Source organism: Halobacteriovorax sp. GB3, assembly GCF_028649655.1.
Classification (GTDB): Bacteria; Bdellovibrionota; Bacteriovoracia; order Bacteriovoracales; family Bacteriovoracaceae; genus BSW11-IV.
Window position 1 is genome coordinate 483,117 of sequence record NZ_JAQSLN010000001.1, and the last position, 12,660, is coordinate 495,776.

Annotated in this window: 14 protein-coding genes; 6 read left to right on the plus strand and 8 right to left on the minus strand. The window is 37.2% G+C overall.

The window, feature by feature from the left end; all coding sequences use genetic code 11:
- The first annotated feature begins 150 nt into the window (after positions 1–150).
- Both HBN50_RS02425 and HBN50_RS02430 read left to right on the plus strand, forming a co-directional pair.
- Positions 151–1,449: a hypothetical protein gene (locus tag HBN50_RS02425; protein ID WP_273867650.1), complete on the plus strand. Its 1,299-nt coding sequence runs from the start codon at positions 151–153 to the stop codon at positions 1,447–1,449.
- Positions 1,446–1,928, plus strand: coding sequence for a hypothetical protein (locus tag HBN50_RS02430; RefSeq protein WP_273867653.1), 483 nt, complete (start codon positions 1,446–1,448; stop codon positions 1,926–1,928). Before HBN50_RS02425 ends, HBN50_RS02430 begins: the two co-directional genes overlap by 4 nt.
- Here HBN50_RS02430 and HBN50_RS02435 read toward each other — a convergent pair.
- Genes HBN50_RS02435 through cmoA form a run of 3 tightly spaced genes read right to left on the minus strand, consistent with a single transcriptional unit; the run spans position 1,922 to position 4,013 of the window.
- Positions 1,922–2,296 carry a YbaN family protein gene (locus HBN50_RS02435; RefSeq protein WP_273867654.1) on the minus strand — a complete coding sequence of 125 codons (375 nt, stop codon included), beginning with the start codon at positions 2,294–2,296 and terminating at the stop codon, positions 1,922–1,924. The two genes, HBN50_RS02430 and HBN50_RS02435, sit on opposite strands and share 7 nt — an antisense overlap.
- Complete coding sequence (gene cmoB, locus HBN50_RS02440; protein ID WP_273867655.1) at positions 2,293–3,282, minus strand: tRNA 5-methoxyuridine(34)/uridine 5-oxyacetic acid(34) synthase CmoB; 990 nt, start codon at positions 3,280–3,282, stop codon at positions 2,293–2,295. The genes HBN50_RS02435 and cmoB overlap by 4 nt, the downstream gene beginning before the upstream one ends.
- Complete coding sequence (cmoA, locus tag HBN50_RS02445) at positions 3,282–4,013, minus strand: carboxy-S-adenosyl-L-methionine synthase CmoA (RefSeq protein ID WP_273867656.1); 732 nt, start codon at positions 4,011–4,013, stop codon at positions 3,282–3,284. Before cmoA ends, cmoB begins: the two co-directional genes overlap by 1 nt.
- Positions 4,014–4,134: 121 nt before the next feature.
- Here cmoA and HBN50_RS02450 point away from each other — a divergent pair, with 121 nt between their 5' ends.
- The 3 genes from HBN50_RS02450 (at position 4,135) to acnA (ending at position 8,337) form a co-directional block, all read left to right on the plus strand.
- On the plus strand, positions 4,135–4,818 hold the full coding sequence (locus HBN50_RS02450; RefSeq protein WP_273867658.1) for a hypothetical protein: 684 nt from the start codon (positions 4,135–4,137) through the stop codon (positions 4,816–4,818).
- Between the two features lie 18 nt (positions 4,819–4,836).
- Positions 4,837–5,526, plus strand: a complete 690-nt coding sequence (locus HBN50_RS02455) for a response regulator transcription factor (protein WP_273867659.1) — start codon at positions 4,837–4,839, stop codon at positions 5,524–5,526.
- Positions 5,527–5,667: 141 nt separating this feature from the next.
- Positions 5,668–8,337 (plus strand): aconitate hydratase AcnA, encoded by a 2,670-nt coding sequence (gene acnA / locus HBN50_RS02460; protein ID WP_273867662.1) that lies wholly within the window; start codon positions 5,668–5,670, stop codon positions 8,335–8,337.
- A 16-nt stretch (positions 8,338–8,353) separates the two neighbouring features.
- On the opposite strand, the gene HBN50_RS02465 is transcribed toward acnA, so the two are convergent.
- The 5 genes from HBN50_RS02465 to HBN50_RS02485 all read right to left on the minus strand — a co-directional run bounded on the left by HBN50_RS02465 (position 8,354) and on the right by HBN50_RS02485 (position 10,940).
- Positions 8,354–8,824 carry a hypothetical protein gene (locus HBN50_RS02465; protein WP_273867663.1) on the minus strand — a complete coding sequence of 157 codons (471 nt, stop codon included), beginning with the start codon at positions 8,822–8,824 and terminating at the stop codon, positions 8,354–8,356.
- A 12-nt stretch (positions 8,825–8,836) separates the two neighbouring features.
- Positions 8,837–9,319, minus strand: coding sequence for a hypothetical protein (locus HBN50_RS02470; protein WP_273867664.1), 483 nt, complete (start codon positions 9,317–9,319; stop codon positions 8,837–8,839).
- 188 nt (positions 9,320–9,507) lie between these two features.
- Positions 9,508–9,783: a barstar family protein gene (locus tag HBN50_RS02475; RefSeq protein ID WP_273867665.1), complete on the minus strand. Its 276-nt coding sequence runs from the start codon at positions 9,781–9,783 to the stop codon at positions 9,508–9,510.
- A gap of 10 nt (positions 9,784–9,793) precedes the next feature.
- Positions 9,794–10,543: a hypothetical protein gene (locus HBN50_RS02480; RefSeq protein ID WP_273867666.1), complete on the minus strand. Its 750-nt coding sequence runs from the start codon at positions 10,541–10,543 to the stop codon at positions 9,794–9,796.
- Positions 10,544–10,553: 10 nt separating this feature from the next.
- Positions 10,554–10,940, minus strand: coding sequence for a hypothetical protein (locus HBN50_RS02485; protein WP_273867667.1), 387 nt, complete (start codon positions 10,938–10,940; stop codon positions 10,554–10,556).
- A 220-nt stretch (positions 10,941–11,160) separates the two neighbouring features.
- On the opposite strand from HBN50_RS02485, the gene HBN50_RS02490 reads away from it, so the two are divergent.
- Positions 11,161–12,633, plus strand: coding sequence for a sensor histidine kinase (locus HBN50_RS02490; RefSeq protein WP_273867668.1), 1,473 nt, complete (start codon positions 11,161–11,163; stop codon positions 12,631–12,633).
- The last annotated feature ends 27 nt before the right edge of the window (positions 12,634–12,660 follow it).

A 12,660-nucleotide genomic window follows, 5' to 3' on the forward strand; every position in this document is an offset into this window, starting at 1 on the left:
GGTGTATGGCCGCCAAAAAGATGTGGCTAACTCAAAAGAGCTAACTTCATGAAGTTTCGTTAAGGATTGTGAATTTGGCAAATTATCTTAAAGTATATAGGTGAGTGATCCGATCAGATAAATGGTTACCTACGAGTTTTATGAGAGATTATGATTAAAAAAACACTTTTATTGCCCATTCTATTTGCTTTTGGCTGTGTTCAAAATGGCCAGCAATTTCAACAAGGTGTTTATAACGTCAATAATCCCCAGTCTCCAAGTTACTACGCTAATTTAGGCGAAAGAGATGAGGAGCCAGAAGATCAATATACTTCAGAAGAAATTTTCTTTTTAAATGAAGTCTCTACAATCACAAAGGATTACCGAACTTTTCCAGATGCTCCAGAAGTTAATGCTTTCATTGATGGGATGGTTAGTGCAAAGAAGACAAGATGTCACGAAGAAATGGCAAGGGCCCATCGTAAACAGGCCCAGGCGCAAAATCCTGCTGCTTTAGGAGCGAGAAAGCTTTTATCGTCTTTCTATCAATCTTGTGATGCTTTGGATACGGCCATAGATAAAGATACTCCTGTTGCAAAAGGAGTTAAGGTTTCAAGTTCATCAAGTGCACCCGGAAAGGTGAGAACTCTTGTTAATAAAGATCGCTATATCTCTAGTCACTACTTACTTTCAAAATTAGACAAACAACCAGGTTATCCTGGAGAGCAATGTCATAGTGCTTTAGAAACACCGCCAATTTATGGGTATGGTTCTAGAAAATTACCAAATAGTAGTGGGGATATTCGACTTCGCTCCAAAGGTGTTGGAGTGACATCTCGATCACAAAGTGCCGCAGGAATTGATTGTTCTTCATTTGTTTCTGTTGCTATGGCCACGCATGGATTAAAAATGACTCCCGATTCTGGAGCATTTTTTCCTGTGACGACACGCTCACTTGGTGACCTTGTCGATCGATCTCCGGCCTCGCGATCATGTGTTGAACGTAAGTCTTTTGATAGTTCTAAGTCTCTTGAGTCTGGTGATATTATCAATTACTCAGGTAAGCATGTCATAATGGTCGACACTGTCGGAGAAGACCCTCTTGGAATTAAGAAAGCCGTTGCCAGTGGACAGTGTTCAGATATAACTGTTGCTAGTTTTGATTTTACTTATATTCACAGTGGAAGTCTTGGTGGTTCGGTTGGACCATCACGTGTTCACTCGTCTAGGCACGTCAAAAGTCAGGACTCAATGTTTAATAACCTCGTTCTATCTGCTAGAAAATCTTGTAAAAGTATTTTAAAAGGTGAAGAAGAACTAGGTGGGAAAGATCTCGTTGGGACAAAGAGATTTTCTGTCATGAGACACAAAACAGAGAATCCAGAATGTCTTTCTGACAAGAAAGTGACTCTTGAAAATGAAGAGTGTATTAATAGCTGCTACGCTAAAAATAATGGAGCCTCTTCATGAGTCTAAATAAGTCGCTAATCTTTCTATTATTAATGAGCCTTACAAGTCTTTCAATGGGATTTGAGTGTAAAAATATTGAGCCTTTGGAATTTGCTAAAGAGCTTATTCGTCTCGATCTCTCTGGAGCACGACTTGATAATTATGAAGATTCTCACTGTTTGAAAAAAGAAAATTATAAGCATATCGTAACCGTCTATTCTCCGGCAGAAGACGATATCAATAATGCTCAATATATCGTTGAAGACTTCAAACAAGTAAAGATGAATAAACCGACATTTGTTGATAAAGATAACTTTGTCTATGAAGTGAAATATTCTTATAGTGGAACGGATCAAAAGACAAAAAAGAAAAAAGCTATTCAAGACTCGATTCGTTTTTTCCTCAATAAGTCTGAAAACTCTCAAAAGACCATGGGTTGTGCTAGCTTAATTCAAGCTCCACAAGTTAAATCAATTCTTAAAAATTGTATTGTTCAATAATTTGGTCGAGAGAGAATAAAGCCTAGAACGGCAAGCCCTGTTAGAAAGACAATCACCTTAATCCAAAGAGCAACATTAACGAAAATCAATGTATAAGAAAAGAATGTCACAATCAAGAAAGTCGACAGGATTTTTGCTTTCGGCTTAATTGCGCCTCTTTCGTGCCAATCTCGGATGATTGGCCCAAATGTCTTTTGATTCAATAGCCACGCATGAAGTCTTTCACTTCCTTTAGAAAAGAGAAAAGCAGCCAATATTAAAAAAGGAGTTGTTGGAAGGAGGGGAAGAAAAATACCAATGACTGCCAGAACAATGCAGATCCAACCTAGTGCAAGAAAGATGAAACTTTTAGTTTTAGAGATCATCATTCTACTCCAAGAAGAGGTCCTTTTTTCTTTTTCATCTTCAGGCAAAATCTCACTGGTGCTGGGTAACCTTCAACTGTCTTTGTTGGATCGTCTTGGTCGAGAAAGTCTTGAAGAGATTGATGAGGAGGTGGACACCATTTGGTCAATCTTTGCTCATCAAAAGTAGTCTCTTGAACAGAGAGAACTTCAATATCAATAAAGCCCGCTCTATTGGCCCAATTCTTTAAGCAGGATAGAGTAGGGAGAAACCAAACATTTCTCATCTTGGCATATTTATCTTCAGGAAAAAGCGCCACTGTTTCATCTCCTGGTATACCAATTGTTTCAAGAATCAATTGGCCTTCCGGAGCGAGGGCTTCTCTCATTTGAATAAGTTGTTCCATCGGGTGGCGGTGGTGATAGAGTATTCCCATTGAGAATATCGTATCCCAATAATTTCTAAAATAAGTGAGATGTTCAACTCCAAAGAGTTCAAATTTTAAATTATCTAATTGGCTGAAGTGATTGATAAATTCAAATTGAGCTAGGTTGTGAACGACAGGGTCAATTCCTAAAACGAGTTCAGGATTTTGAGCGGCCATTCTAAACATGAAGTAACCATTATTACAGCCTATATCGAGAACTTTCTTATCTTTTAAGCTTCCAAGACTTTTTTCGAGTCTTTCCCACTTAAAATCACTTCTCCATTCAGCATCAATCAATTCTCCAAAGAGGCGAAAAGGTCCTTTTCTCCAAGGAATGAGCGCCTTGGCCTGCGAGAGGATTTCTTCTCTTTGTTCACAAGGAATCTCATCTTCATGACCAAGAGTGATTTCACTATTTTCAAAATCGCTGAACTTGGCCTTTAATTTTGGGAGATTATTTAAAAGGTCTTTGTATTCTTTATTTGAAGGACGATCGATCCAAGTGTCTCGTTCGTCTTTTAAAGCGAGAAGTTTCTCTTTATTAATGAATTTCGAATCAAGATCTAAATAGGATAATTTCATTATTTAATTCCAACATAACTGGCAAAGTTATACCATCTAAAAATAATGTCGACTTTTTTAAATCCAGCATCCTTCAAAAGTTGAAGTTGTTCATCTGGGCTAAGAGGGACGAGTACATTTTCTAGTGCCTCTCTCTTTTGTGAGATCTCTAGCTCTGAATAACCATTTCTTCTTTTAAAGTCGTAATAGAGATCAGTAATAAGATCGTTAATTCCTTCTTCGCGACAAAGTAATTTTTCACTTAGAACGAAGAGACCGCCTTCTTCGAGATTGTTATAAATCTTTTTAAGAAGTTCTAACCGCTGAGACTTTTCGATGAATTGAAGAGTGTAGTTCATGACGACCATAGAAGCATCGCTGATCTCTGTTTCACAGACATCCTCATCTCTAAGTTCGAAGTTTTCAACACCGTGCTTTTCTAGTTTTGTCTTCGCCTTTTCAAGCATTGGTGCAGACATATCAATACCAAAATATTTTGGTGTTTGCTCATTTTTGCTCTTTAAATGGCCATCTATGAGAGCAAAAGTTGTTCCCGTTGAACAACCTAGATCATAAATTTTACCTTTATTTTTTAATCCCCGATCGATAAGGTCGAGAATTATTCGGTGAATTTCATCGTAAAAAGGAATTGATCGCGAAACCATATCGTCGAAAACATCGGCAACTTGTTGATTAAACTCAAAACCTTTAATAGTTCTTAATTTCGTTCTAAATACTTCGTCTCTGCTCATAAATTTGTCTCTGATTTTTATGCGCAGTCTAATAACAACTACCTTACTTTGTAAAGGAATCTATTGTATCATTGTAAGATAAGAATACCTTTAATTTTAACAACATACCGAGGAATGATGTATGAAAGAGAGTAAAAATGTTCTAAAAGAGCAAACTCTCAGAGTTGTTGAAACGGCTTCGAAGTTTTCTCACGATATTTCAGGGAAAGCTCACATATTGCAATTTTGTTTAGATGAGGTCCTAGAAAAGAGACCTGAGCTTGGAAATGATAAAGTCTTTTCAAAACTCGTCCAGTCCATGGAGGACCTTTGTGAGATTGTTGCCTTCTTTCGCGACTATCTCCCACACGAACTAGACCTAGAGTCAAATGAGTCGGTTTTAGAAGTTTGTGACAAAGTGAGGAGGCTTCTTAAAGTCTATCACTGGAAAAAAATGCCATCGATTATCTTAGAGTTTCCTGAAAATGATATCCTTTGTAAAAGTTGTTGGGAACTTGGGGAATCACTTTTTTCAATTTTTAGCTATTGTTTAGACGAGCTAGATTTTAGTCAGGCTGAGCCTCTTGAGGTTATGACTTCGATGGAATTGCAAGCTGAAGATGAAAAGCTCTTTGTGCAAATCGATGTGAACAGAAGCAGTATTTCTCTGGATTCAATCATTTCATATTTTGAAAATGCCAACTATCGAACTAAAACCATGCGAAGTTCACTTGGTTTTAAATTAGCTGGTCTAATGGATGTGAGAGTTGTTGAAAAAGATGACCACTCGATTTTAAGTTTTATTATTTCAAACAAAATAGATTAGAGAGAGAAGGAATTTATCATGAATACGATGTTAGCAGACAAAACAATTTGGGTTTTAGAAGACGATCAGGGATGTCAGTTTGTTTACGAACAGACTCTCGATTTGAGATATCAGACAAGATATTTCTCTTCTCTAAAAGACTTTGATGCTGCGTTAAATGATGATTCAATCATCAAGCCATCAATGCTCATTGCAGACTTAATGCTTGATGATGGGAACTTTCTTAATTATCTAACAAACTCACATGATGAGAGTGTCATCAATATGCCTTTCATTATTGTTTCAAGCATTGATGATGTTGATGCTTTAAGATTTTGTTTTAAAGAAGGTGCACTCGATTACTTGACTAAGCCATTCAAAAAAAATGAGCTGATTGTAAAAGTTGAAAATGTACTTACTAATTCAGGTCCTCTAAATCCAGTTCCTACAATTGATGTTACGGGAAAAGCAGTTGTCCTTGATGGTCAAGAAATTAAAAGTCTTACAATTAAGCAAAGACAGCTATTGAATCTTTTCCTTTCTTCCGAAGAGAGAAGTGTTACAAGACAAGATATTCTCGAAAAAGTATGGGAGAGTACGAATGTTCACCCTAAAACGGTGGATGTTCACTTATATAACCTACGCCGAAAACTGCACGATTATGGATATATGATCCGCTCTGATGGTGGAGGAAAGTGGTCACTTTTATCTGATCGTAAAGAGGTTTAATTAATTCTAAGTGTTGTAGACCGATATGTTTGAGGCAAGGTGAGTGGTACTTATCTTGCCTTTTTTTATTTGAGTTAATGAAAGATTTTATTCGATATGAAAAACAATAAGAAGTTTCCTCATTTATAGGAGTATCAAATTATGAGTAAGGTAAAGAAAACCCTTAAAGTTGGTGATAAGAATTATTCGTATTACTCGCTAGAAGAAGCAAAAAAACTTGGACTCGGAAATGTTGACAAACTACCGAGGTCATTAAAAGTTCTTTTAGAAAATCTACTTAGAAAAGAGAATGGGCAAAGTGTAACTTGGGCCGATGCACAGGCAATAAATGATTGGGCCAATACTCAAAAATCTGATCATGAGATTGCATATAATCCAGCAAGAGTTGTTCTTCAAGACTTCACTGGTGTTCCTGCAGTTGTTGATCTCGCTGCCATGAGAGATGCTATGAATGTTTTGGGTGGAGATGCTCAGAAGATTAATCCTCTCGTTCCTGTGGATCTCGTTATTGATCACTCTGTTCAGGTTGAGCATTTTGGGAATAAAGAAGCTTTTGAAAAAAACGTAGAACTTGAATATGAAAGAAATGCTGAAAGATACAACTTCCTTAAGTGGGGGCAAAAAGCATTTAAAAATTTTCGCGTGGTTCCTCCAGGAACGGGAATTATTCACCAAGTAAATCTTGAGTACTTAGCAGATGTCGTTTGGACTAACGATGAAAATGGTGAAACTTTCGCTTATCCTGATACATGCGTTGGAACAGATTCCCATACAACAATGATTAATGGACTCTCTGTTTTAGGCTGGGGAGTTGGTGGTATCGAAGCTGAGGCGGCCATGCTTGGGCAACCTGTTACGATGCTTATTCCAGAAGTTGTTGGTTTTAAAATGACAGGGAAATTACAAGAAGGTGTCACTGCAACAGACCTCGTATTAAATGTTGTAGAAGCACTTCGTAAACACGGTGTTGTTGGTAAGTTTGTCGAGTTCTTTGGTCCAGGTATGAGTGATCTCTCCCTGGCCGATAGAGCGACTCTAGCGAATATGGCCCCTGAATACGGAGCTACTTGTGGCTTCTTTCCAATCGATCAAAAGACAATTGATTATTTAAAGCTTTCTGGTCGTAAGGACGAGACGATCGCTCTGGTTGAAGCCTATGCGAAAGAGCAAGGCCTTTGGGCCGAAAAAAATGATACAGACCCTGTTTTTACAAGTATTGTTGAACTTAATCTCTCAGATGTGACGCCTTGTATTTCTGGTCCGAAGCGCCCACAAGATAAAATTATTCTCGATGGTGCGAATAAAGAATTTACAGAAGTGATTTTTCCAAAAACTTTTGGTTATTCGCCATCTGATTTAAACAAAGAGTTTGATGTCGAAGGTGAAGATTACAAAATGAAACACGGTAACGTTACAGTTGCTGCCATTACTTCTTGTACAAATACTTCTAACCCCTCTGTACTTATCGCTGCTGGACTAGTTGCTAAAAAAGCAAATGAACTGGGAATGAAGACTTGTCCATGGGTAAAAACATCTCTGGCCCCTGGTTCTAAAGTTGTTACAGATTATCTCGTTGAATCAGGTCTTCAGGAGCACCTTGATGCTCTTGGATTTAACCTCGTTGGTTATGGCTGTACGACGTGTATTGGTAACACTGGACCGCTTCCGGCTCCAATCTCTAAAGCAATTAATGAGAATGATATTCTTGCAACATCTGTTTTATCGGGAAATAGAAATTTCGAAGGAAGGATCTCACCCGATGTGAAGGCCAATTTTTTGGCCTCTCCACCGCTTGTTGTTGCCTATGCTCTAGCGGGAAATCTCAGTGTTAACGTTGCAAATGAATCACTTGGAAAGGATAAAGATGGTAATGATGTCTTTTTAAAAGACATTTGGCCAAGTAACGCTGAAATTGAACAATATGTTAACAAGCACATCTCTTCTCAAATGTATCAAAAACGCTATTCAAATGTTTTTGATGGTGATGAAAAGTGGAGTGCAGTTAAGGCTCCTGAAGGCGAGTTATACTCATGGGATTCAAGCTCTACCTACATTGCCCATCCAACATTTTTTGAAAATATTAAAGATGGAATCATCGATCATTATGAAGTTAAAGATGCAAGTATTCTTGCTCTACTTGGCGATTCGGTAACAACCGACCATATTTCACCAGCTGGTGTAATTAAAAAAGATTCTCCGGCAGGCGTGTGGTTAACTGAAAGAGGTGTAAAACAATACGATTTCAACTCTTACGGTTCTCGTCGAGGTAACCATAACGTCATGATGAGAGGGACTTTTGCCAATATTCGTATAAAAAATGAAATGCTCGATGGTGTAGAGGGTGGTTATACAAAACATATCCCATCAGGCTCACAATTATCTATTTACGATGCGGCGATGAAGTATAAGGCCGAAGGGACAGAGCTAGTTGTTATTGCCGGAAAGGAATACGGAACAGGATCATCGAGAGACTGGGCGGCCAAGGGAACAAACCTTCAAGGTGTTAAGGCGGTTGTAACAGAATCATTTGAGCGAATTCACAGATCAAACCTTATTGGAATGGGAGTTCTCCCTCTTCAATTTCCAAAAGGAGTCGACAGAAAAACTCTTGGATTAGATGGTACTGAAAAAGTGAGTATTAAGCCCGTCGGTGAACTTGCGCCTAAGCAGAAGTTTCAAATGACTGTGACAAAAGCGGATGGAACAACACAGGAAGTTACACTAGATTCTCGAGTAGATACTCTCGATGAATTGAATTACTTTAAAAATGGTGGAATCCTTCAATACGTTCTTCGTAATCTAAATTCATAATAAGAAAAAGGCCTCGTCATGAGGCCTTTTTTTCATTTCTTTTTAGCTGATCATCTTCATCCTGAAAATTCTCAACAAAAGAATTAAATTGATTCTGGATATTTAAAAAATAATCACCTTGTCTAAAGTGCACTTTTTCTAGTTTCTTATTTGAGATCATTTTTTCTAAAGCATTCTCTAGGTTGTAAAGAGGTCCTGCAATTCTATGAGTAATGAGAAGTGAGGCCATCGTAAAAAAGGCCGTTAATGAAATAAAGAGTAGACCCATCACGAGTAGGCCATAGTTTTTAAAATCTTCCACAATTAATAAAAGCTCATCTCCTTGAGGAAGATTCATCGATTGGATATAGTCCAAAAGGGGAGAGAGTAGCCATATATTTGCTAGGACAATCGTTGCAAAAATAAAGCTTAAAAAGAAAAAGGCCTTCTTTAAGAAATTCATTTGAAAGCTTTTATTGATAAGTATTGTTGATCTTCTATTGTTCATAAGGAATCCAATTTAAAAATGATAACTTCTACCTATTTTGCATTCTGTAAGTTTTGGTCCAGGTTTTAGCTTTGTATGGAAAAAACGAAAGCTTCTGATTAACTTTCCAGTTCTCGTATTTTTAAAGAAAATCTTATGAAGTACGGTTGCATCTTGTTGATGGCGATCAACAAGTTGAACAGACATATCGTAGAAAAGAATATTATTTGTAACCATACTTCCCACTGTGAGCTCATTAAAGTTATTTTCTGACTTAATAGAAGCTAGGGAACGTGATTTCTTTGAAATCTGTACAGATGAGAATGTGTTGAGACAGGCCTTTTCTTTTGACAGTGTCTTCTCGGCCATGGAAATAAAAGTTTTAAGCGCCTTTATCTCATTGCTACTTCTACTTGAATATTTGCTGCTTACAAACTTGATCATACCAAGAGAAATGAATCCAAGTATTCCTAGAATAAGAGAAATGTCTTTAACATTAAAGCTCGGTCTTTTCATATGGGCATTGTAGAGATTTATGAGTTCATTTCTAGTGAAATTGGGAAATAATCTTCATTCGCTAAAGAGATGAGATTTATTCTGGGTAGTTAACTCTTCAAAAAAATGGTTTTCTTGATGATCGTAGATATGCGAAAAATGGGCACTTTTATGCCAAAGAAATGAGTCAGAAAAGTGATTCAAAGGAGTTAGTTTAAATAGAATTCAAACTCTTCGAGATTGCTTGCACTACTTTGTAATACATCAACGACTCTTTGAAAGTCATATCCCATATGGTCTTTACTAATATCGTGATTGGTCCAATTCAGCTTTATTCTTGGGTCGATATAGCTATTGAGGCAGTCCCAAAGTCCGTCGAGAGTTTTGTCGTAGTAGTGGGGAAAGCTTAGAAGCTTTGCTATTTCTTCATGGAAATCTTCTAGGGATAGAATTGTCGCACCTGTTAGCTCGAGTTCTCTTTTCATTGGGTTCCTTTTAAAAGGGGTCGATGAGATAGAGTATACCATTGCTGTCGACCAAGAAGTTTTCATCATGAGTCCAAATTTGTATCCCCTCTGACGTCGTTAAGTCAATATTAAGCTTCTTCGTGAGATATTCTCTAGGAAGTATCCCCGATGTCGTTTCTAATAGGTGGGCGCGTCCATTGATTGTTTTTAAATCTCTAAATTGAGAAATATGCCCATTTGGAAAATCTGCGAGTTCTTTTTCGTAGTATTCAAAGATCTGATAATTAAATTCATTATAGGTATTGAGTACCGCAATCTTTTGGGCGGTAGAAAAATCGGGATTATTGGTTAGGCTTAAGACGGTTATTCCTTCAATGTAGTCGAGGACCATGGCCTGTTTTGATTCATAGAGAGTGGGTTCTAAAACGACAACCGATGAATTTTGAATCTTTTCTCGCAACTCTTTTAAAAGATGATAGTCGCGAACGAGTGTGGCCTGTTCATAGTAAATTTTTAGAACTTTGGAATGACCACTTTTGAGCTGGACTTTATAGATATCGCCCCCTCCAAGACCGCTATCGACATACTCAATGGCCAAGTAATCTTTTTCAAAAATTTCTTTTGCTTTAACAATTGCCTTAGCTAATTGATTTTGATCTTTAAGGGTAGCAAATCTTTTTGAAAACTTAATAACGAGATCAAAGCACAGGGGCTCATTGGCCCAGCTCGGACTAAAGATTAAGCACAGAAGAATTGGCAGAAAAAGTATGCGCTTCAAAAAGGATTTCCTATGTGTCTAAAAAATCGACATTCCCAATATTTTGAGAAAATAGCTCTTCATTTTGTGATGAGTTACTTTCAATTCTTTCAAGAAAGATCTTTGCTTTTATAAGACCTTCTTTGACCATGGCCTTATCTTCTTCGCAGGCCGTGATCTTTTGGAGTTTATCTAATTGTTCAATATAATTTTTGATCGACTGTGTCTCAAGCTCTAAAGTGATTTGCTTATTTTTTACACTCTGTGCAAAGAGAGTCGTTTCTATTTTACTGTATGAACGAATAAGCTTATTTTGAAGTCCTTCGATTTTCGCAGTCTGGTCTTTAGGGCAAATAGAGAAATAGCCCAATGCCGAAAAATTTAATGTAAAAATAAGAAGGAAAATTAGCTTTTTCATGTGACCTCATTTATTTTCTTATGCATGATTTAAAGCAAGTTGGATGCCAATAAATGAGTCTCTTTTCTCTGTAGAATTGACTGATTTTTTGACATATAGCGCTCAAGTGTAAAAATTTGCGACGATAATGTCATTGTGAGGTAAAATTGTTTAGTTTTGCTGCTTTATCGTTTACAATAAGACTGCTCTATTATGGCGACGAAGTTAAAAAGGAATCGAGTTGAATAAGCGAAGTATCATGGATAATCCCAAGCAATTTAAAAGTTTGAGTTTTAAAGTCCTCGTCTGGATTCTTTTGACGAGTTCTTTTTTAACGACGCTCTTTACCTGTTTTTCTCTCTATCTTGACTATAGAAATGAGATGAACCTAATGGACCTAACGATTGAACAGGTTAGAAAGAGTACCGTTTCTTCTCTAGGACGATCTCTTTGGGATATTAACCTCGAGCAGGTTCAGGCCCAAGTTGATGGAATTATGAAAATTAATGACGTCGTTGCTGTGGTTGTCTATGACGAAAAAGGAGAAAAACTCATTGAAGAGGCCAAAAAGTATAAAACGACATTTGCCACAAAAACTCGATTCAACCTAACGCACTTAACAAGTGAAGGTGAAAAGAATTTAGGTGAGCTATTGATCGTCCTTACTCAAGAAAACCTCTTTGATCGATTAAAGACCAAAGTTATTTTCATCTTTCTAACTCAAGGGCTTAAAACCCTGACGATTTCTTTTATTATTATTTTAATTATTAATAAGTTTATTCTTGGATATCTGGTTAAGCTTTCACTCTTTTTTAAGAATTATGATCTGAACTCTATGGAGATTACAGAGCTTCCTGACCGTGGAAACCCACCAGATTATTATGACGAGCTTGATATGCTTCACGACTCTATTGAGAAGATGAATGTCGTTGTTGGTGAGTACAACAAAAAGATGCGTGAAGATATTGAAAAGAAGGACGTGGAACTTCAAAAGCAAAAGGCCTATGCCGAAAATGCGAGTCGACTAGCTTCTCTTGGTGAAATGGCCGGAGGGATTGCTCACGAAATTAATAATCCACTAATGATTATTTCAAGTTCTTCTGATCTAATTAAAAGAAGCTTGAAAAACGATCAGCCTGATCTCGACAAAATCGAGGCTATGAATGAGAAAATTAAAAACACCGTTCGTCGTGTCGTTGAAGTTATTCAGGGATTAAAAAGAATTGCACGCAATGCAGAGAGTGACACTCTCAATCCAACTTTTGTTAACGAGATCGTCAGCAATGTGACGGCACTTTGTACTGAGAAATTTAAAAGCTCTGGTGTTCAATTTGACCTTGATATTAGCAATAAGCAATTACAAGAAAGAGTTCTCTGTAAAGAGGTTCAAGTAGGACAAGTACTCATCAATCTCTTAAATAATGCCTTTAAAGAGGTCCAAGATCAAAAGAATCCTTGGATTAAATTTCAAATTGAAGATCGTGGAGATGAATTAGAATTCTCTATTATGGATAGTGGTCGAGGAATACCTCAGGATATTAAAGAGAAGATTTTTGATCCTTTCTTTACGACAAGAAAGCAAGGTGAGGGAACAGGGCTTGGACTTAGTGTTTCATCGAGTTTGATGAGTCAGCAAGGCTCTCAGCTAATCCTTGATGAAGAGTGTAGCAATACTCGATTCTACTTTAGACTTAAGAAAATCGTTGTAGCATAAATAAAGAGGGGCCTTAAGAGGCCCCTT

Excerpts from the sequence above, each read along its gene's own strand:
- HBN50_RS02425 (WP_273867650.1), top strand. The coding sequence starts at position 151 with ATGATTAAAAAAACACTTTTATTGCCCATTCTATTTGCTTTTGGCTGT.
- HBN50_RS02430 (WP_273867653.1), top strand. The coding sequence starts at position 1,446 with ATGAGTCTAAATAAGTCGCTAATCTTTCTATTATTAATGAGCCTTACA.
- HBN50_RS02435 (WP_273867654.1), bottom strand. The coding sequence starts at position 2,296 with ATGATGATCTCTAAAACTAAAAGTTTCATCTTTCTTGCACTAGGTTGG.
- cmoB (WP_273867655.1), bottom strand. The coding sequence starts at position 3,282 with ATGAAATTATCCTATTTAGATCTTGATTCGAAATTCATTAATAAAGAG.
- cmoA (WP_273867656.1), bottom strand. The coding sequence starts at position 4,013 with ATGAGCAGAGACGAAGTATTTAGAACGAAATTAAGAACTATTAAAGGT.
- HBN50_RS02450 (WP_273867658.1), top strand. The coding sequence starts at position 4,135 with ATGAAAGAGAGTAAAAATGTTCTAAAAGAGCAAACTCTCAGAGTTGTT.
- HBN50_RS02455 (WP_273867659.1), top strand. The coding sequence starts at position 4,837 with ATGAATACGATGTTAGCAGACAAAACAATTTGGGTTTTAGAAGACGAT.
- acnA (WP_273867662.1), top strand. The coding sequence starts at position 5,668 with ATGAGTAAGGTAAAGAAAACCCTTAAAGTTGGTGATAAGAATTATTCG.
- HBN50_RS02465 (WP_273867663.1), bottom strand. The coding sequence starts at position 8,824 with ATGAACAATAGAAGATCAACAATACTTATCAATAAAAGCTTTCAAATG.
- HBN50_RS02470 (WP_273867664.1), bottom strand. The coding sequence starts at position 9,319 with ATGAAAAGACCGAGCTTTAATGTTAAAGACATTTCTCTTATTCTAGGA.
- HBN50_RS02475 (WP_273867665.1), bottom strand. The coding sequence starts at position 9,783 with ATGAAAAGAGAACTCGAGCTAACAGGTGCGACAATTCTATCCCTAGAA.
- HBN50_RS02485 (WP_273867667.1), bottom strand. The coding sequence starts at position 10,940 with ATGAAAAAGCTAATTTTCCTTCTTATTTTTACATTAAATTTTTCGGCA.